The following is a 19764-nucleotide window of genomic DNA, read 5'->3' as shown; positions in this document are numbered from 1 at the left end:
GTCAGCCCACGAAGCGCGGCGTCGGCTCCATGCCCGCCCGGCGGCACCAGTAGGCCCAGGCCCGGTCGTAGCCTTCCGCCGGCTTGGCGTCGGCGAGGCGGCCGCAAATCGCGTCGATCTCGCCGTCGGTCAGGTACTTGACCGGCGGGAAGCGCGTGGCCTGAAGTTGTAGTCCGGCGTTCACCTCGAGGTAGACGGCGGTATAGGTGGCTTCGCGCACCGAACGACCGATGACCGTGGAGCCGTGCCCCCGCATCAGCGCGCTGTTGTTCTGCGCCAGCACCTTGGCGAAGTCGCGTCCCATCGCCATGCTGGAGATCAGCAGGGTGGTGTCGCCGAACGAATCCTGCGCGTCCCAGACCGGAACATGGCGGCCGATGGTGGCGCAGCTGTGGACGATGGGGCGCAGCGGCTCGCTGGTCACGCTGAATGGGATGACGCTGCGGCTGTGACTATGGATGACCGACTGGACCTCCGGCCGCGCCTCGTAGAGCGCACCGTGGATGTAGCGCTCCAGATATCCCTTCGCGGCGTCGGGCTGGACCGGCGCACCGTCCAGTTCGTATTCGATGATATCGTCGTGGGTGATCAGCTCCGGCGCCAGGGCGCGCGACAACAGGAAGTGTCCAGGATTGGTTGGGTGGCGGGCGCTGACATGGCCGAAGGCGTCGACCACGCCCTCCTGGGCCAGGATGTGGTTGGCGGTCACGATGTCGTCGATGATCGCTTCCAATGCATTGGTCGGCATGGCCTGGATTCCTCTCAACATCGTCCGCTCCGCTCGACCGGAGTCGTGTCCTCTTCCCGTCCGCTAGGCGCGATGCCCCGTGGCGATCGCGCATAGGGCCGTCGCGTCTGCCGGAGGCGCATCGCTGCGCCAGACGACGTGCATATCTGGGCGAAGCAGCAGCAGGTCCCGGCCATAGACCGAACGCGCCACGTCGTCGGCGAGGTCCAGAACCGTCAGGCGGACATTTCGCGCACGGAACGCCGCTTCCAACGCGCCGGTGTCGTGGCCACCGCGCAGGCGCAGCAGGGTGTAGCCCTCGGTCGGGATATGGTCCTGGACCGGCGTCCCGTCCGCCAGCCAGACGTGGGGCAGGCGCGCGCCGGGCCAGGTGGTCGGCTGGTAGTCGCGGAACAGATGTTCCGGTCCGCCGGGAATGTTGTCGATGATCGGCGAGTCGACGTAGCGGTAGCCAAGCTCGGCCCCGATCATCTCGTTGGTCTTGCGCTGCTCGATATCGGCGACGCCGGCCAGATGGTCCCGCGCGGCCTGGCCGGCCGCCGTGGCGTCGCGGATTTCCGGACGCCACTGCGAGCGCCACTTGCGCCGCCCCATCGAGGCGTAGCGCGACGCGCCGACATTGCGGTCGCCGACCTGCCGACGTTCGATCTCGTAGGAATCGAGCAGTCCGGGGCCGCCCCAGCCTTGGAGCGTCGCCGCCAGCTTCCAGGACAGGTCGAACGCGTCCCCAACGCCGGTGTTCATGCCCAGTCCGCCGGTGGGGATCACAAGGTGGACTGCGTCGCCCGCCAGGAACACGCGATCCATGCGATAGGCGTCGGCCAGCAACAGGTTCTGCCGCCACTCCCCGCAATAGAGCATCTCATAGTCGACCGGCGCGCCGATGGTGCGCTCGAACTGGGGCTTCATCGCCTCGTCGCTGTCGACGACGGCGTGAAGCGTCCAGTGCCGGGTGGAATCCTGCATGATCAGGAACGTCGCCTGGTTGTCAGCGACATGATAATGCCGCCCGTGTCCGGGGCCGTCCTGCAAAGGCAGGCGATCGTAGAGCGTGTCGCAGCGAAACAGCGCCTGGCGAAGCTGCAGCATGTTTCCCTCGCCACGCAGGGGAATGCCGAGCTGCCGACGCACCGGGCTGCCGCCGCCGTCGCAGCCGACGAGGTAAAGGCCCCGCAGCGTCTCGGTCCCGCCGTCGTCCGTGCGCATGGTCACCGTGACCCCGGCCGGGTCCTGCGAGAACGCCTGGAATTCGCAGCCGTAGCGGACGCTGACCGACTGCAGGCGCTCGGCCTCGGCCTTGAGCAGCGGCTCCACCGTGTACTGGGAGATCAGCTGGTAGGGTTCGAGCGGCATGGTCCCATCGTTCACCTCGCGCCCCTCCCGCCGAGCCGCATCGACCGAAGGGTAGGTCAGGTGCAGCAGCGGCGGCTCGATCATCGACAGGATGACGAAGACGTCCATCGGCACGTGGGAAGCAAGTCCGGCCGCCCGAAGTTTGTCCGCTAGACCGATACGGCGAAACATCTCCATGGTGCGCGCATTGCAACGCTCCATCTTCGGCAGGAATTCAGGCTCGGGCTTGCGCTCAATGATCGTGCAACAGACCCCACGTCGCCCGAGATCGACAGCAAGCGTCAGTCCGACCGGACCCGCTCCGACGATGATGACTTGGGTGTTCATCCAAAAACCTACGCGCCGCTCTCATGTTTGCGCCCCCAGCGCCGATGAGGGGCGTCATGGGCAGGTCGGCGTAGAGCAGGTGTACATCACGTCGATAGAGGGTCAAGCCCACATAATGGGATTATGATCAGATTCACTCCTGTGCGATTGCGGTCCTGACCACCGCCGCGCAGAAGCGCACACGCTCGACGAGCCGGCGGATTTCCCCCTCCCCCCGCTCCCGGACGGGAATGGTGAGGCTGAGGCTTCCCAGGATGTCGCCGCGAAGATCGAGCAACGGGGCGGCGACGCCCATCACGCCCGGCGTGACCTGGGCCTCGGTGATGTCCCAGCCCGCGCGCCGGATGCGGCTCAGCGTGGCCCGCACCTCGGGCTGGGTGGCGCCGAGCCCGCAATCGGCGAATTGCTGGGAGAACTCCGCCTGGAGGCGGTTGATGGTGGCTGCGTTGAGGTGGGCCAGGATAATCCGCGAAGCAGCCCCCCTGAATAGGGGCCGGGCCAGTCCGCGGGTGTAGTTGCTGCGGAATGCGACCTTGCCCCGTTCCTGGTGAATGCAGAGGACGCGATCGCGATAACGCCGACACAGCAGGGCTACGCCCTGTTCGGACTGGGCGAGTTCCACCATGAGCGATTGGGACGCGGCCAGCAGCGGATCGCGCTGCCGCATCTTGTAGTCGAGCTCGGCGATCCGAGGGCCGAGGGTGAAACCCGCGTCAGGCAGGGAGGTGATCAGGCCGGTCTCAGTGAGGATCTTGAGATAGCGATACAGGGTGGAGCGCGTGAAGACGAGTTGCTCGAGCATGGCGTCCGTGCTCACCGGCCCCGCGCTGTCCTCGATGAGGTCCAGAATTCGCAGCATCTTCCGCGGTGTCGTATCGCCGGCCATACCCCTGAGCACCCCTTCGCTTCATCCACCCAAGTCCCACCCCCTTATCCGGCGCGCGTCCGGCGACGGCAATCGCGAGAGGGGAGATTTGCGAGGCATGGACATCTATATCATATCCCATTAAATGGGATCATAAGGCGGCCTCGAGCCAGAAGGCCCCGGGAACTGGGAGGTCGGCATGCCGGATCCGGCGCAACATCGGGGCGTCAACGACGCCGACAGGTTGGCGGAGATCGAACAGCGGCTACGCCAACAGGTGGCGGCCTGCACGCTGATGCTCAACGACTTGGAGATATTGGGCTACAGCGGCCATGTCAGCGCGCGCCTGCCGGGCGGCGACACCTTCCTGATCCAGTCGTTCGACCAGAGCCGCGCCGAACTGCGGCCAGAAATGCTGCTGGTATGCGACCTGGACGGCAAGATGCTGTCGGGGCCGCCGGGCCAACGCCCCCCAGCCGAGGTCTTCCTGCATTGCGAACTGCTGCGCGCCCGGCCCGACGTCAATTCGGCGGCGCATTTTCATCACGACCGCACCACCGTCTTCACCCTGGTCCAGGACGTGAAGCTGGTCGCGATCAAGAACCACGCGGTGCGCTGGGCTTCCGGCATTCCGGTGCATGAGGATCCAAGCCATCTGAATACGCCCGAACGCGGACGGGCGCTGGCGGGCACGCTCGGTCCTCACCACGCCGCCCTAATCCGCGCCCACGGCCAGGTCGTGGTCGCCGAGGATATCCCCGGCCTGCTGATCGACTGCGTGCATTTCGTCGAGAACGCCGAAGCCATGTACGACGCCTCCCTGCTAGGCGCCGTGCGGCCGCTCACCGAGTCCGAGATCGCCCTATTCCTGCAGGACCTGAAGCGGGACAAGCACGTCCCCAAACTCTGGAACTACTATGTCGGCCGGGCCCGGGCACGTGGGGTCCTGCCGCAGGATTGGGTTCTCTGATGACCGGGCCGTCACGCGACAGGCCCGAGATCAGCATTTCGAGCCTGGTGGACGGACAGAGGATCAGTCCGTTCCTGGTCAAGATCATCCTGCTCGGCTTCGCGGCGCAGATCGGCGACGGGTACGACTTGACCGCAGCGGCCTACGCCGCTCCAGGGATCGTGCGGGCGTGGCACCTCAAGCGTGAAATCCTGGCCCCGGTGTTCAGCGCCAGCCTGTTCGGCATGCTCTTCGGGGCCCCGCTCTTCGGCTATGTCGGCGACCGGTTCGGCCGTCGGATCGCCATCGTGGTCAGCGCCGCGCTTTGCGGGATCTTCACGCTCTCGTCGGCCGGCGCGAATACGATCTGGGCGCTCGCCCTCCTGCGCTTCCTCACCGGGATCGGGCTTGGCGGCCTGACGGCGAACACCATCGCGCTGATGGCCGAATACGCTCCGAGCCGAGCGCGCGCCACGCTGATAACCCTCATGTTCATGGGCATAACCTTCGGCGGAATGGTTCCGGCGGTTGTAACCGTCGTGGCGCCGGGCTCGGGCTGGCGGACGCTATTCCTGGTCGGCGGCGTCATGCCTATCATCGCGGCCCTGCTGAACCTGCTTTACATGCCCGAGTCGCTGAAATTTCTGGCGGTCCGCGCGGCGGCTCGCGGCAAGATCGTCGCCCTGGCGCGGGCGATGCGGCCCGATGCACAGATCGCCGACGACACCAATTTCATCTTCCCTGTCGATGCGTCGGGCCGCTTCCGGCCGAGCCAGCTGTTCGAGGGCAAGCTGAGGTGGATAACTCCGCTGGTCTGGATGCTGTTTGTCACCAACTTGATGGCGAATTTTTTCCTGAGCAGCTGGATGCCCACCGTCTTCCGCGAATCCGGCCTATCCGCATCGCAAGCCGCGGTGACCACCTCAATGTACTATGTCGGCGGCGTTCTAGGCGGATTGACGATCAGCCGGTTCCTGGACCGGGCCGGTCTCGGCGTGGTGGGGGTGTTCATGCTGATGGCGTGCCCGGCCGTGGCCATCCTGGGCCTGCCGGGCTACTCGCCCCTGATGCTCAAGTTCGTGGTGTTTCTGGTCGGGCTCACCGTCCTGGGCAACCAACTCGGGCTCAATGCGGTCGCCGGCTTGAGCTATCCCACCAAAATCCGAGCGAACGGCGCGGGTTGGGCTTTGGGTGTAGGGCGCTTCGGCGCGATTCTGGGCCCGCTGATTGGCGGCCAGCTGCTCGGCATGCACCTTCCGCTTAGATACCTTTTCCTGGCTCCGGTCGTGCCGCTGTCGGTGGGGGCGGTCGCCGCCTTTATCCTCCGACCGCTTGCAAGCGACCGGTTCGGCGGCCGGCGCATGGCGTCGGACTAAGACACAGACCAGACCCGCCAGCCGCGCGCGCGTCCGCCACCCTATGCGACGGAGCCTGTAAGCTCGTCGGCTGATGAGGCGATCGTCGATCAAGGCGGTTGTGAAGGCCCGCGAGAGCCAAGTCATACTTCCGTGGCGTCCCCGCACTCGCGGGCATTCAGGGCGCGCCGTCTTGACCGAAGCGACTGACGCCCATTCGAAATTGGACCGCTTATGCGACGGAGGCTGCGATCACGACTTGCTCGAGCAAAAAAGCGCGAGCAGTACATCCGCTCGCGCCCAAGTGCCAGGAAGGCTGAGTTTAATTTACACAACAATTCAATCGACATCAATATCTAAAGGTTAAATCCGGCATAACAACATATGCGTCACTGAAATGAGCACGTCGCAACACCGTCCCCACTGACATTTGATCCAATTCAAGTCTCAGAAATATGTTGCTGGTCAGATCATAGTAGTTGTTGATTCTGACCATCCCACCCGCATATTTTCCAGCCACATTCTGGGTCCCGGTATAGGCCTTGGTGGGCGTATAGAAGGCGTCGTTGGCGGCCATGCGCCAGATGAAGTCATATTCCGCATTGATCCGGAACTTAGGCGTCAGTCGAACGGAAGCGGTTGGCGCGATGATGAAGATGTTTTGATAGCTGAAGAGTTCGGCCTCCCCGAAAATGCCTTTGTCCGTATAGATTGGATCGAACAGGTGCGTCGTCCCGGTCTTGTTGAAGGCGTCCCCGCCGGAGGCTCCGTCGAGACGGAAGCCGAAGGTGGACGGGAAGCCCAGTGGCGAGACCTTGACGTTCTGCGTCAGCGAGGCCATCCATGCGTCGACTTCGCGCCCGATATGGAAGCCGGTCTGCTTATAGGCCATCCAGTCGAAGGTCAGCCGGTCAATCCGGCCCCAAAGGCGGCTACCGTAGGTGAAGCGGTGATCTTCTCCCGTCGTCGGCCCTGCGGCGAGGTTTTTGTTGAAGCTCTCTATGTAAAGCGGATCAAGGAAGATGTTGTAGCGATTCCCCATCGACACAAGAGCCGCGCTTCCCGTCACCGACCGGATGTATTCCTCGTGGCTGATGGTCTGGTTGAACGCCTTGCCGAAGTTCTGGTCGGTCGGATAGGCGGTGAAATATCCCAACCTGAACCGATCGGTGTGGATGTAGAAGCGATATCCGTTCCAGGTCTGGTGCAGATTTGGTCCGTTACCGGCGCTGATGAGCTGCTCGGGCGCGTCGGTATATTCCTGACGGCCGATCATAGCGCCGACCAGAACACCCTTATATTCCTCGCGGAATTCGCCAAACATCTGCTGCAACGACAGGGAATTGTCCTGCTTTGCACTGACGGATTGCACGTCTGGATGACCGTTTTCGCTCAGATCGGCGTGGCCTAACTCGGTATACAGTCTAAAATGATCGGTGATGTGCAGATCGGCACCCACGATCGTGCGATTTTGCAATTCGGTATAGTTGTTCTTGTCGGTGAGCTGACCGTTGCCGTAGAAGTGCGCCCGGAGCCGATCCTCGGCGCTGAGCGTCAAGGTCACCTCGTCGCCGAGCAGGGGCATGGCCTTGAGAGGCGGCGCCTTGCCCTCCTTCTGCAGTTTGCTCCAGTCTTCTTCCCACCTGGAATCGAAGAACTGGAAACTGCGCGGTTTCGACCAGCCCGCCGCCTCGATCGGATAGGGGTCGTTCGGCGCGGTCGGCGAGACTGCGCCCCGCTCGAGCACGTCGGCCTGGATGGGGGACGGTTGGGCCACCTCGGTTTGAGCCAAAGCGGCCCCCGAATGCGTAAGCGCGGTCAGCGCCACGCAGGCGCAAAGGTGCAGATAAAATCGTCTCATATTTCCCCTCCCTATATTTTTGATCGTCAGGTCGAGCTGCACGATCATATTCATTATATAAATCTACGAATTTCGCGGATCATTTCACCCGCACATTCGCAGAATTTATATCCAGATATGTTCGATGATTATTGAAATCATCGATCCATAAATCATGAGATTATATTTCACCGTCTACTCTGCGACGTTTGTGACTTTAGCGCCGGGGATGTACCAGTCTGGGTGCATGCGGTTTTCGACGCCGTTGTTCTTCAGGGTCTGTTCGTACTCGGTGCGGATGTGGGGGTCTTCCATCCAGTAGGGGATGGCGCTGCCGCCTTCGGGGATTTCCATGGCGGTGTAGTCGGTGTGCTGTTCGCCGGGCGGGCCGGGCTCGCGGCCGGGCGAGTGGGGGCCGAACCAGGCGCTGAGCCGGAACGGCTCCTTGGTGACGCTGAAGTGCTGGTGGTTCCAGCGCGCGCCGCCGGGGGCTGCGGAGACCATGCCGCCGGGCTCGTAGTCCAGCCGGCGCACCTGGTCGGCGTGGCCGTCCTTCCAGGGGGTGGGGCCGAGCTTCTCGGGCCAGGTGTAGGTGTAGCCGCCGCCCTTGACGCAGATCAGCACCGCAGCCGAGGTGTGGGCGTGGGCCTTGGAGTAGCGGCCGTTCTCGTGCTGGCCGACCCACAGATAGAAGGTGTTGCCGGTCATGAACGGCTCGATGCGGCGATAGCCGGGCGAGCGGCGGTTATCCAGCGGCAGCTCGCAGTCGACGATGTCGGGCATGAAGTTGGAGCGACGCATGGCCAGGCCGCGCACCGGGTCGGGCTCGATGTTGTCGTTGGGCTTGTAGAAGTCGTCCGCGCCGCTGAACCGGTCGCGGAATTCGTAGGGGCAGTTGAAGATGGCGTCGACGTTGTCGATCAGGTTCATCAGGTTGGGCGCGGTGGTGCCCCCGATCAGGATCGCCGGGCTGGACGTCGCGTTGACGATGCGGTGCATGGCGTTGACCGGGATCGAGAACAGCGAGCCGGGCTGCCATTCGAACACGTGGCGCTTGGCGTCGCCTTCCAGCCAGACCTCGGTCGAGCCGCGGCCCTCCACCACCAGGTAGATCTCTTCGTAGAGGTGCTTTTCCGGGTTGAGCGCGCCCGAGCCCGGCACCTCGACCACATAGCAGCCCCACTTGCCCTCGGTGCCGAACAGCTGGATGTAGCTGCCCTTGCCGCCGCGCCGCTTCCAATCCGTCATCGGCAGGTTGCGCACGTTCTTCACGCCCAGGTCGCGGAACACCGGGATGCCCTCGGACTCCATGAACTTGTCGTAGGGCGTCATCGGACGGCCGAACTTGCCCAGCCCCGCACGCTTGTTCCCCGACGGTTCGTGCCAGTGGCTCTGGCCGGGCATGTCGTGCGCCATGATCGCTCCCTAACGCGTCGGCCGCGCCCCCGACCCTGCGGCCCGAGGCGTGGCGGTTATGTGTGCGCACAGCGCACGTAAATAACTAATCCCGCACATATCAATCGCCTGTCGCATACCTTTGTCAACCGATAAGGACCCCTCCCCCTTCCAATCCAACAGGAACACCTCAGCAATAGGGTCGCCATCATCTCCAAGCTCGCTGTATGATGGAGCCGATACCAAGCACACCCAGCGCCACAAGCGTCCAGAGACCCCTCCAACTTGACCTTTTTCTATTTGATTTTGCTAATTAAATTGACTGATAGACGGTCGAGTGAATTCTTCGGATCACACGACAAATCCACTTCCGTCACATTTGCTGATACGATGGGTAAGGAGAAAAATGCCCCTACGGATTTATCGCTTTTCGGAAAAATTCCGCCCCAAATATCAGCTCTCGGCAATCGGACATGTGAATTATAGCGGCTCACCGCCTTAATTTGAGACGGGAAATTCTCCACTTATTGATATAACATAACAATTTACTGTATCGCTTCGAACGTCATAATTGCGTTGCTCTGCTGGCGGCCGACCGCAGGGCTTCCAGCCTGAAGTGGCGAGCAGGGATGCGTTTGCACGCCCCAAGGCATGGGAGATGCGGCGCCTCGCGCGAACGCGAATGGGGCGCCTAGATAAGCAAGGGCGGGGCTAAAGGATTCGCCGCCTTAAGCGCCCAGCGCATGGATCATATCGACGATCATGTCGCTTTCGCCGATGACGCTCAGGGTCTGGGTCCAGGGCCGCAGTTCCATAAGGCTCTGCGAAAGGACATCCGGCGAAGCCATCGAACCGCGAATGACGATTCCAGATGTTTTGACCGCGTGCTCAACACAAGCCTCGCCGATCACCGAAGCCCCCGTGGTCGGGTCGCCCGCTGTCGTCACCATGATCACGAGGTCGGACGCCGCTATCTCGCTCACGAGGTCTTCAGCGTGTCCGGCGACCACGTCCCACCACTTGTCGAGCGTTCCGCTCTGCGGGTTGGGAATATCCTGCAGCCATACCGAGCTTCGGAAAGAGACCCGATGCCAAACGCCTTCCGCGAGATGGGCCAGGAGCCGAGCCGCCCCCGCCTCGAGCGCCACAACCATGATGTTGCGTGGTCGCGAATTGGGCGCAGCTATCCGATAGGCCCCTTCCCTCATCGTCGTGGCGCGGGCTGAGCCGGCGATCATGACTTTCCCTCGTTTCGATGGCAAGACGCAAGCAACCGCATAAAGATTCAAACAGAGGCGTGTGCAACGCCAGACCGGGCCGTCAACGCCTCTTTCGCCGCATCCTTGAAGGCCTCGTCCGGCCCCAGGATAATGGCGGCGGAACGGATACGCTGGCTTTCGGGGTCTCGACCCGGCGGCAACTGCCCCTTGTCCGCGAGCGCCTTCGCCGCGCGCATCAAGCGAAGCCGGGCCATGATGATCCCGTTATCCGTGGTGGTCAGGTTCTCCTTCGTACGGTCCACAATCGGACCCATGCTTTCCTGTAGGGAAGCATCCTGCATGCCTATGCCTTCGACGCCGCTATAGTTGACGCCCGCCCTCTGGGACGCACGGTCCATCAGATAGTCATTGGTCTTGTTGGCGAGGGGGATGTAGGTCCCCGGCACATATTGAACATGGATGCCCTTGCCATCACGCATCGCCTGGACCTCGTGTTCGCTCAACGCCCTGGTCGGGTGATAGTCGAAACTCCAGGTCCAGCAGTTCTCGTCGTCGATCGGAATCCAGAAATGCCCATGGATCGGGTGGTCCGCCCGCGGGGGCACCATGGTGAAGCACGGCATCACCCAGGGCGTTATCCGCCAATAGTAGTTCCCGTCTTCCGCCTTGCGGCGCGCGCCGATGTAAAGACCGGCGGCGTGCTCTACCACTTCGAAGAAGGGCTGCGAGTCGCTGAGGTTGTATTGATTGCCCCGCGCGCCCTTGAACAGCGGATCGGAATTCAGGTTGCCGCGATGCAGGAACGAGACGTGGGCGCTGTCGATACCGCCTTCCATCGCTTGCAGCCAATTGGTCTCCTGCAACCGCTTGGAGGAGAAGGTCTGGTCGGCGGGAACCGACATGAACTCCCACGCGGGTTCAGGGGGCGGGGTCTCGGGCGGCCCCATATAGGTCCACAGGATGCCGCCGCGCTCGATCAGCGGGTAGTTCTTCAGCTTGATCTTCTTGCAGAAGCCGCTTTCCACCGGCTCGGAGGGCACGTCCAGGCAGTTGCCTTCAACGTCGTACTTCCAGCCGTGGTAGGGGCAGCGCAGGCCGCTCTCTTCGTTACGGCCGAACCACAGCGACACGCCGCGATGGGCGCAGAATTCGTCGATCAGCCCATAGCGCCCGTCGCTATCTCGAACGGCCAGCAGGCGCTCGGACAACAGCTTCACGCGCACCGGCGGACAATCGTTCTCGGGCAGTTCCTCAGCCAGCAGCGCAGGCAGCCAGTAGGATCGGAAAAGCATTCCCATCGGCGTGCCGGGCCCGGTGCGGGTGACTAACTCGTTCTGCTCGGGTTTCAACATTGTCGACTCTTCCGTTCAACCCAACTGTCAGGCAGGGACTTTTCTTTGTTTCACGTCGCGCACGATGTCCGCGAGGCGCACGCCCGGATCGCCCAGCATCGCCTCGTCCAGCACCGCCCCGGAGCTGATCAGTTCCCGGGCGAAGCGCAGCTCGCGCGGCGCGTTCAAAGCGCAGGCGGACAGCACGCGGCCATTCCTAGTCTGCAGCAGCACATAAGGAACCTGGCCGGACGTCCCGCGCACGATGGTCTTGGCGTCTGCGCTCGGCAGCCCGATCACCTGCAGATTGACCCCGAACTGATCGCTCCAGAACCAGGGGATCTCGGCATAAGGTGCGTCCCCGCCCGCGATCACCTTGGCCACCGCGATCGCTTGATTCTGTGCGTTCTGCCAGGATTCCAGCAGGATGTGCTGCTTGAGCAGGGGATTGTAGTGCCGCGCCACGTCGCCGGCGGCGAACACCTGGGGATCGCGCGTCATGCCGAAGGCGTCGACCACTACGCCCCGGTCGGTTTCCAGCCCCGCCTCGCGCGCCAGTTCGTCGTTGGGTTCGATGCCGACGCCCACCACCACCACGTCGGCCACGAAGGTCTCGCCACCCGATCCCCGCAGGGCGATGGCGTCGCCCTCGCGCGCGATGGAGACGACCGAGGTCCCGAGCGAAATGTTCACGCCATGGGAGCGGTGCAGGGCCGTGTGGTGCTCGCTGATCTCCGGAGGGACGGCGCGCGCCATGACCCGGTCGGCGGCTTCCAGGACCGTGACCTCGGCGCCGCGATGGCGGGCCGCGGAGGCCACCTCCAGCCCGATGAAGCCGGCGCCGATGATCACCAGCCGCGTCCCGGCGGACAGACGGCTACGCAGCGCGCGGCTGTCCTCGATGGTGCGGATGAGATGGAGTGGGACGCTGTCGGCGCCGGGGACGGTCAACTGCCGCGCCCGCGCGCCGGTCGCCAGAACCAGCGCGTCGTAGATCAGCACGGACCCATCATCGAGGTGGAGCTCGCGCCGGTCGCGGTCGATGGAGGTCGCCGTAACACCGAGCCGGAGCTCTATGCGCTCTTCGGCATAGGCCTGTTCGGGGCGTACCCAGACGATGCTTTCGTCCTCGTCGGAGATCAGCATCTCCTTGGACAGGGAAGGTCGCTCATAGGGTAGGTGCACTTCCTTGCCGACGATCGTCACCCGGCCTGCAAACCCGGCCGCGCGCAGCGCTTCGGCGCAGCGACCGCCTGCCTGGCCGCCGCCGACGATCACGACCTGCTCCGGTGATAGGGCGCGCATCATGCCGCTTCGCCGCCGCCTGAACGCGGCGTGGTTGAGGCGTAGACCTGCCCGTCCCGCGCGAGCGCATCCCAGGTGCGCAGGGCGACGGTGCAGGGAGCCGCGGTCGGCTTGCCGGTGATGATGCTGAATTTTCCCTGGTGGAACGGGCACTCGACTTCGTCACCGTCGACGAAGCCCTCCGCCAGCTCGCCCGGACCATGGGTGCAGAGGTTCTGCGTGACGTAATAGTGTTCCCCGACTTGGAACACGGCCACCTCTTCACCCTTGATCTCGGCCTTCACGGGAAGATCCTCGGTAACGTCTGAAATCAGGCACAGCGGCACGAGCTGCTGCTCACTCATAGTTCGATCCCTGCATACGCCGCCTAGACTGGAAACGAGTATGTGCGCTCACCGCACATTTATGGCGCATATCGAACGCACTCGAACTGAACGACGGTCAAGGCCTAAAGTCAAGAGTCCCAATGATCCACGCGGGACGCTTCTCCGGGTGCGCCCGGCTTGACACCGGGCCACCGTCCTTTAAATCCAAATGTTCGTTAGGCTTCCAATTTGTGCGTTCTACGAACATCCGACATCGGTTGGGTTTCGCGGCGCGCCACACGAGGACTCCGTGAACGATGAACGATCCTCTGGTTCTGAAGACGGCGCTGGGCAAGCACGCGCACGTGGCCCCGCTTAAGGACGGGCGCGTGACGTCCACCAAGGTCAAGCTGGACTTCATCGAATTCGACCCCCTGCCCAAGGCGTTCCGCCGCATGGTCCGGGAAGGCGATCTGGATGTGTCCGAAATGGCGGTCGTCAACCACGTGCTCGCCCATCACTACGGCAAGCCGATCGTGGGGCTGGCCATCCCGCTCTGGAGCCGGCTGCCGCACACCAACCTGGTCCGTCCCGCCAATTCCGAAGTCCGCGGCCCCAAGGACCTCGAGGGGGGCAAGGCGGGCGTGCGGGCCTACGCCCAGACGTCGGGGGTCTGGGTGCGCGGCGTGCTGAAGACCGAGTACGGGGTCGATCTGGAGAAGATCACCTGGATCACCATGGAAGACTCCCACCTGGTGGAATACGCCGACCCGCCAGGCGTGATCCGCAACGCCACCTCGTCGGGCCTGCGCGAGCTGATGATGGCCGGCGAGCTGCGGGCCATCATGGGCGAGCGGGACGTCGATCCGGGTGGGGTGCGCACCGTGATCCCCGACGCGGAGGCTGCCGCGCGGAGTTGGATGCGCGAGCAGGACATCGTGCCGATCAACCACATCCTCTCGGTCAAGACCGACCTGCTGGTCCAGCACCCCTGGCTGGCCGGCGAGCTCGACGAGATGTTTGAGCAAGCGCGACGGGTGGCGATGACCGATGGCGTCCCCCCTCCCCCGGTCTACGGGATGGAGGCGAACCGCAAGTCGCTGCAAATCCTGATCGACTTCTGCACCGACCAGCAGATCGTGCCCTGTAGCTACGCAGTCGATGACATGTTCGTCACGCCGGGCCAGGACACGTCCCATCTGCGGGCGCGCGGCGCGATGTCGAGCGCGGGGACCGCATGATGATCATCGACATCCACGGCCACTACACCACCGAACCCCAGGCGCTGCTGCAGTTCCGCGACAAGCAGCTCGCGGGCCTGGCCGATGCGATGCGTCGGCCGACCACGACCGATCTGGGCGTCACCGACGAGATGCTGATCCAGTCGGTCCAACCCCAGCTCAAACTGCAGCGCGAGCGCGGGAGCGACCTGACCATCTTCTCGCCCCGCGCCGCCGGCATGGCGCACCACGTCGGGACCGAGGCGATCAGCCTTGAGTGGACCCGAATGTCCAACGACCTGATCCATCGGGTCTGCACCCTGTTGCCGGACAACTTCGCCGCCGTCGGCCAGCTGCCCCAGTCCCCGGGCGCGCCGCCGGCCAACTGCATCCCCGAGCTCGAGCGCGTGGTCAACGAGCTGGGCTTCGTCGGGGTCAACCTCAACCCCGACCCGTCCGGAGGCTACTGGACCGGCCCGCCCCTGACCGACCGCTCGTGGTATCCACTCTACGAGAAGCTGTGCGAGCTCGAGGTCCCGGCAATGGTGCACGTCACCTCGTCGTGCAACCCCAACTTCCACCACACCGGCGCCCACTACATCAACGGCGACACCACCGCCTTCATGCAGCTGATCCAGGGCGACCTGTTCAAGGACTTCCCCGAGCTGAAGTTCGTCATTCCCCATGGCGGCGGGGCGGTGCCTTTCCACTGGGGCCGCTATCGCGGGCTGGCGCAGGAGATGAAGAAGCCGCTGTTGACCGAGCACCTGCTGAAGAACGTCTTCTTCGATACCTGCGTGTATCACCTGCCTGGCGTCGAGCTGATGGCCAAGGTCATCCCCATCGACAACATCCTGTTCGCCTCGGAGATGCTCGGCGCGGTCAAAGGGATCGACCCGGAGACTGGCCACTACTACGACGACACCAAGCGCTACGTCGATCAGCTGACCAACCTGGCCGAGGCCGACCGCCAGAAGATCTTCGAGGGCAATGCGCGTCGCGTCTATCCAAGGCTCGACGGTCAGCTGACCGCGCGCGGCAAGCCCATGGTCAGCAGCAGCTGATGTCCTCTTCGTCGACGATCATGGCGGCCTTCATCCAGGTCGGCGGCAGCTCGTCCTGGGTCACGTTCTGCAGCGGCTTGAAGAACTTGAACTGGTGGCGCACGTCCGGCGCTGACCAGAAGGCCACCACCGTCTCCAACGGCGGGCAGCCCGGCAGGCCACAGCTTATCTCCGCCACGAACACCACCGCGTCCGCGTCCAGGCCGAAACGCGCCCGTGTCCAGATCTTCAGCCTGTCGGTGGCGGCTAGCGACGCGGATGTGGGCCTTGGTCTTCCGAACATCTTGCCAACTCGCGACCGCCGAATTCCCGACGCTTCTTCCAATCAAACTATGTCGACCACCCCGTGTCGACAAGTCTAAAGGACACGACATCATGGTAGAGCAGGTTCAAGCTGCCGTCAGGACCGGACCAAGCACCATCGAGTTTCAAGAATTCGCCATGCCGGACATTCCGGAAGATGCGGCTTTGCTGAAGATGGAGGTTGCCGGCATCTGTGGTACCGACGTCAAACTCTACAAGACCCCGCCGAACAACAAGCCCACCATCATGGGCCACGAGAATATCGGCTACATCGCCAAGGCCGGCCGCGAGTTCACCCGCCGGAAGGGCTTCAAGGAAGGCGACCTGGTCTTCGTCGAGCACTATGTGATGTGCGGCAAGTGCCAGTGGTGCCACCAGGGCCAGTATCGCCACTGTGAGAACACCGACTGGCGCAACAATCCCGACGCCATCCGCTACGGCTACACCTCCATCGAGAAGCCCCCGCACCTGTGGGGCGGGTTCGCCCAATACGTCTACCTGCCGTGGAACGCGGTCGTGCACCATGTACCCAAGGGCGTTTCGCCCGAACTCGCCGGCCTGGTGACGCCGATGGCCAACGGGGTGGAGTGGTCGCTGTTCGACGCCGAGGTCGGCTACAACTCCACTGTCCTAATCCAGGGGCCGGGCCAGCAGGGCCTGTCGCAGACGGTGATCTGCAAGCAGGCCGGCGCCGCCCTGATCATCGTCACCGGCACGTCCAAGGACAAGGCCCGTATGGAGGTCGCCAAGCTGCTGGGCGCCGACTACGTGATCAATGTCGACGAGGAGGACCCGTTGGCCCGGATCAACGAGATCACCGCGGGCAAGGGTGTGGACTTCTCGCTGGACTGCACCGCCGGCGCGGGCACGATTCCGATCCTGCTCGGCATCAATGCGATGAAGCGCAAGGCTGGCCTGATCGTGGTCCAGGGCGAGATGAAGGAGTTCCCCAACTTCCCGCTCGAGAAGATGACCACCAAGGCGATCACCATCAAGAGCGCCCGGGGCCACAGCTACCGGGCCTGCGAGCTGGCGCTGGAGCAACTGGCGTCCAAGCGGTTCCCGCTCGACAAGATCACCACCCACAAGTTCGGCCTCAAGGACGTCGACCTGGCGATCCGCTCGGTCGGCAACCAGGGCGTACCGGACGTGATCCACGCCTCGCTCATGCCCTGGGAATGAGGCTGTCTCGTAGGGTGGGTGCGGGAAACCGCATGGCTGAACGTCTAGGAGCAGGGATGTGACGATAGGATTCCGGATTCTGGAACGGCGTCGCGTGGTCGGCGAGGATATCGTGCGCCGGTACAGGGACGTGCCCGTCGCCTGCGTGAGCGATGTCATGTCCCGCTTGACCGCCGGCGGTCCCAGCCTGCGACCGCTCCATGCCGGTGGCGTGCTCGCGGGCGCGGCGCTGACGGTGAAGACCCGTCCAGGCGACAACCTGATGATCCACAAGGCGCTCAAGATGGTCGGGCCCGGCGATGTAATCGTGGTCGACGCCGGCGGCGACCTGACCAACGCCCTGGTCGGGGAGCTGATGCTGTCCCATGCGAGAGCATCCGGCGCGGCCGGCGTGGTCATCAACGGGGCGGTGCGCGACCTGGGCTGGATCCGCGCCAACACCTTCCCGGTCTATGCGGCGGGCGTGACCCACCGGGGACCCTACAAGGACGGCCCCGGCGAGATCAACACGCCGCTGGCGATCAACGGCATGGTGGTCGAGCCCGGCGACCTCATCCTCGGCGACGACGACGGCTTCGTCTGCGTGCCGTTCGACGAGACCGAGAGCCTCTACACATCGGCCTGCGAAAAGCGGGACAAGGAGGCCGTGATCTTGGCCAACACCCTGGCCGGCAAGCTGGACCCCAAGACCTGGGTCGATCCCGAACTCAAGCGTCTCGGCTGCAGCGGAGTATAGCCATGGCCTCGGCCATCATCGACGGGATCACGACCCGCTATGAAGTCCTCGGCTCCGGGCCGCCCCTGCTGATGTATTCGCCGGGCGGCTTCGATGCGGTGATCGAAAAATGGCGTACCCAGGGCGTCTATGCCGAGATCCAGCTGCTGGAACACCTTCCACGGCATTACAGCTGCATCGTCTTCGATCGACGCGAGACGGGCGCATCCGGTGGGCGCGTGGAGCGGATCACCTGGGCGGACTACGCCCGTCAAGGCGCCGCCCTGCTGGATCATCTCGGCGTGGACTCCGCCCACGTGATGGGCGGCTGCATGGGCTGCAGCGCGGTCGCCGCCTTCGGTGTCGCCTATCCCGAGCGGACGCGCAGCATGATCCTGTTCTGGCCGGTCGGCGGCGCACACTACCGGTTGAACGGTCATCAGCGCTTCGCCGAGCACCTGGCCTTCGTGCGGCAGAACGGTCTTGCAGCGGTGATCGAACTGGCGCGCACCGAGGGCAAGGCCTTCGGCGCCGATCCGAGGGGCGGTCCCTGGGTGTCGGTGCTGAAGCACGACGCGGCCTTCGCCGACCTCTACGCCAAGCTGGACGTCAACCGCTACAGGACCCTGGTCGCCGGCATGGCGCGGACCCTGATGGACCGGGACACCGCCCCCGGCGCGGAACCGGAAGACCTGCTCCAGCTCGACATCCCCGCCCTCGTCGTGCCGGGGTCGGACGCAGCCCACGCGACGTCCGCCGCCCGATACTTCCAGGAATGCATCCCCGGCGCCGAATATTGGGATGCTCCCGTTCCCGAACAGACACAGGCGGCGACCGCTCCAGTGATACTTGAGTTTCTCTCAAGGGCCGATTTGAAATATTCAACCAAGGCTTGATAAAACCTATCCAAGGGCGCCGCGGATCGCTTGAACCACCTCGTTGCTCTGGAACACTGGGTCCAACTCGCCCAATCGCGGCGCAACCGACACCAATCCGAGCAACCTTGGCGACCTCTCGTTGACGATGTGTCGACCGGATGTAAGAACATGACGCATGCCGAACTCAACGACCGCAGGTCGCCCGACCAAGACGACTTCGAAGCGAAGCCCCAAGGATTTCGCCCCGAAGCCTGCACCCGTCGTCGCGCTGCTGGAAAGCCACGACGAGGAGACCGCCGAATCCGGCAATTTCGTCATCGCGCTCGCGCGCGGACTTTCGGTGATGCGGGCCTTCACATCTCAGAGCCAGCATCTGACGCTTTCGGATGTCTCCCGGATCGTCGACCTTCCCAGGGCGACCGTGCGCCGTTGCCTGCTCACATTGCAGACCCTTGGCTACGTCGAGAGCAAGGATCGCTACTTCAGCCTGTCTCCGAGCGTGCTGACCATCGCCCAGGCCTATCTCACCTCGAGCGCCCTGCCCCGCGTCTCGCAATCGTTCCTTGAACGGCTGAGCGAACAGATCGGCGAAAGCTGCTCCATCTCGATCCTGCATGGACAGGAGGTGATCTACGTGGCGCGTTCGGCGCGCAAACGGATGGCGTCCCTGCATCGCGAGGTCGGCACCCAGCTTCCCGCCCATTGCACCTCGATGGGCCGTGTCCTGCTGGCTGCGTTGTCGGAGTCCGAGCTGGAGCGGTTCTTCGCCAAGGCGACGCTTACGCGCTTCACACCTGCGACCATAACCAGCCCCGCGAAACTCACCACGGTCCTGAAACGCGTGTCGAAGGAAGGCTACTGCATCGTGGACGAGGAGCTGGAGGGCAACCTGCGTGCGATCGCCGTCCCCGTCCGCAACGCCGCCGGCGCCATCGTCGGGGCCATGAACGTCAGCACCCAGGCCTCCCAGACCAGCCGCGCCAGGATGGTGGAAGTCTTCCTCCCGCCGATGCTCCAGGCCGCCGCTGAACTGCGCCCCCTGCTCGTCAGCTAGGCTCGCTCCGCTGGGTCTGGATGTACCGCCACATCAGCTCGGCACGTCGCGATGCACCTGTTCGGGCCTGGGCGGCCCAGCATGGAACGGCCCCTATTCCGGACCGGAATTTAATTCTTCCAAGGCCACCTTCGGGTTGGGCTCGCACCACTACTCGGGGCGGCCGCTTGCGCAGCAAGCGCGGCCCGTTGGCGTTTTTCAATCGGAAGGCGATCGTAACCGCACTCTCCTTTTGTTGATTGGGCTGCAGACCTAGGGCGTTGGCTTTAGGTCCTTATCGGTTGACAAAGGTATGCGACAGGCGATTGATATGTGCGGGATTAGTTATTTACGTGCGCTGTGCGCACACATAACC

General features: G+C 63.8%; 18 protein-coding genes. 8 read left to right on the top strand and 10 right to left on the bottom strand.

Annotation, left to right across the window (positions count from 1 at the left end):
- Position 1 precedes the first annotated feature (1 nt).
- The 3 genes from GSQ87_RS07305 to GSQ87_RS07295 all read right to left on the bottom strand — a co-directional run bounded on the left by GSQ87_RS07305 (position 2) and on the right by GSQ87_RS07295 (position 3314).
- Positions 2-769, bottom strand: a complete 768-nt coding sequence (locus GSQ87_RS07305) for a class II aldolase/adducin family protein (RefSeq protein ID WP_216839119.1) — start codon at positions 767-769, stop codon at positions 2-4.
- 42 nt (positions 770-811) lie between these two features.
- Positions 812-2428 (bottom strand): FAD-dependent monooxygenase, encoded by a 1617-nt coding sequence (locus GSQ87_RS07300; protein WP_158914817.1) that lies wholly within the window; start codon positions 2426-2428, stop codon positions 812-814.
- A gap of 133 nt (positions 2429-2561) precedes the next feature.
- Positions 2562-3314, bottom strand: a complete 753-nt coding sequence (locus GSQ87_RS07295; RefSeq protein WP_158914815.1) for an IclR family transcriptional regulator — start codon at positions 3312-3314, stop codon at positions 2562-2564.
- 178 nt (positions 3315-3492) lie between these two features.
- On the opposite strand from GSQ87_RS07295, the gene GSQ87_RS07290 reads away from it, so the two are divergent.
- Together GSQ87_RS07290 and GSQ87_RS07285 are read left to right on the top strand one after the other, a co-directional pair.
- Complete coding sequence (locus GSQ87_RS07290; protein WP_158914813.1) at positions 3493-4263, top strand: class II aldolase/adducin family protein; 771 nt, start codon at positions 3493-3495, stop codon at positions 4261-4263.
- The gene (locus GSQ87_RS07285; RefSeq protein ID WP_158914811.1) at positions 4263-5618 is read left to right on the top strand and encodes an MFS transporter; all 1356 of its coding nucleotides are present in this window, start codon (positions 4263-4265) and stop codon (positions 5616-5618) included. Before GSQ87_RS07290 ends, GSQ87_RS07285 begins: the two co-directional genes overlap by 1 nt.
- Positions 5619-5946: 328 nt before the next feature.
- Here GSQ87_RS07285 and GSQ87_RS07280 read toward each other — a convergent pair whose 3' ends face one another.
- The 6 genes from GSQ87_RS07280 to GSQ87_RS07255 all read right to left on the bottom strand — a co-directional run bounded on the left by GSQ87_RS07280 (position 5947) and on the right by GSQ87_RS07255 (position 13032).
- Complete coding sequence (locus tag GSQ87_RS07280) at positions 5947-7512, bottom strand: alginate export family protein (protein WP_216839117.1); 1566 nt, start codon at positions 7510-7512, stop codon at positions 5947-5949.
- Between the two features lie 120 nt (positions 7513-7632).
- On the bottom strand, positions 7633-8853 hold the full coding sequence (locus GSQ87_RS07275; protein WP_158914807.1) for a cupin domain-containing protein: 1221 nt from the start codon (positions 8851-8853) through the stop codon (positions 7633-7635).
- 707 nt (positions 8854-9560) lie between these two features.
- Complete coding sequence (locus tag GSQ87_RS07270) at positions 9561-10070, bottom strand: hypothetical protein (RefSeq protein WP_158914805.1); 510 nt, start codon at positions 10068-10070, stop codon at positions 9561-9563.
- A 47-nt stretch (positions 10071-10117) separates the two neighbouring features.
- Positions 10118-11404, bottom strand: coding sequence for an aromatic ring-hydroxylating dioxygenase subunit alpha (locus GSQ87_RS07265; protein ID WP_158914803.1), 1287 nt, complete (start codon positions 11402-11404; stop codon positions 10118-10120).
- A 27-nt stretch (positions 11405-11431) separates the two neighbouring features.
- Entirely contained in the window at positions 11432-12688 is a 1257-nt protein-coding gene (locus tag GSQ87_RS07260; protein ID WP_158914801.1) for an NAD(P)/FAD-dependent oxidoreductase, read from the bottom strand.
- Positions 12688-13032 (bottom strand): non-heme iron oxygenase ferredoxin subunit, encoded by a 345-nt coding sequence (locus GSQ87_RS07255; protein WP_158914799.1) that lies wholly within the window; start codon positions 13030-13032, stop codon positions 12688-12690. The genes GSQ87_RS07260 and GSQ87_RS07255 overlap by 1 nt, the downstream gene beginning before the upstream one ends.
- 278 nt (positions 13033-13310) lie before the next feature.
- Between GSQ87_RS07255 and GSQ87_RS07250 the strand changes: the two genes are divergently transcribed.
- Positions 13311-14234: a phosphate ABC transporter substrate-binding protein gene (locus GSQ87_RS07250; protein WP_158914797.1), complete on the top strand. Its 924-nt coding sequence runs from the start codon at positions 13311-13313 to the stop codon at positions 14232-14234.
- Positions 14231-15277, top strand: a complete 1047-nt coding sequence (locus tag GSQ87_RS07245) for an amidohydrolase family protein (RefSeq protein WP_254062810.1) — start codon at positions 14231-14233, stop codon at positions 15275-15277. The genes GSQ87_RS07250 and GSQ87_RS07245 overlap by 4 nt, the downstream gene beginning before the upstream one ends.
- Here the strand turns inward: GSQ87_RS07245 and GSQ87_RS07240 are convergent.
- Complete coding sequence (locus GSQ87_RS07240; RefSeq protein ID WP_158914795.1) at positions 15264-15560, bottom strand: hypothetical protein; 297 nt, start codon at positions 15558-15560, stop codon at positions 15264-15266. The two genes, GSQ87_RS07245 and GSQ87_RS07240, sit on opposite strands and share 14 nt — an antisense overlap.
- Positions 15561-15718: 158 nt before the next feature.
- On the opposite strand from GSQ87_RS07240, the gene GSQ87_RS07235 reads away from it, so the two are divergent.
- The 4 genes from GSQ87_RS07235 (at position 15719) to GSQ87_RS07220 (ending at position 19409) form a co-directional block, all read left to right on the top strand.
- Positions 15719-16762, top strand: coding sequence for a zinc-binding dehydrogenase (locus tag GSQ87_RS07235; protein WP_216839115.1), 1044 nt, complete (start codon positions 15719-15721; stop codon positions 16760-16762).
- Between the two features lie 58 nt (positions 16763-16820).
- Positions 16821-17498 (top strand): RraA family protein, encoded by a 678-nt coding sequence (locus tag GSQ87_RS07230; protein WP_158914791.1) that lies wholly within the window; start codon positions 16821-16823, stop codon positions 17496-17498.
- 2 nt (positions 17499-17500) lie between these two features.
- Positions 17501-18373 (top strand): alpha/beta fold hydrolase, encoded by an 873-nt coding sequence (locus GSQ87_RS07225; RefSeq protein WP_158914789.1) that lies wholly within the window; start codon positions 17501-17503, stop codon positions 18371-18373.
- 157 nt (positions 18374-18530) lie between these two features.
- The gene (locus GSQ87_RS07220; RefSeq protein ID WP_158914787.1) at positions 18531-19409 is read left to right on the top strand and encodes an IclR family transcriptional regulator C-terminal domain-containing protein; all 879 of its coding nucleotides are present in this window, start codon (positions 18531-18533) and stop codon (positions 19407-19409) included.
- Positions 19410-19764 lie beyond the last annotated feature (355 nt).

This window comes from Caulobacter sp. S45, from assembly GCF_009765965.1.
Classification (GTDB): Bacteria; Pseudomonadota; Alphaproteobacteria; order Caulobacterales; family Caulobacteraceae; genus CAHJWH01.
Note: the sequence above shows the minus strand (reverse complement) of the source record. Positions and strands in the feature narration are given on the sequence as shown.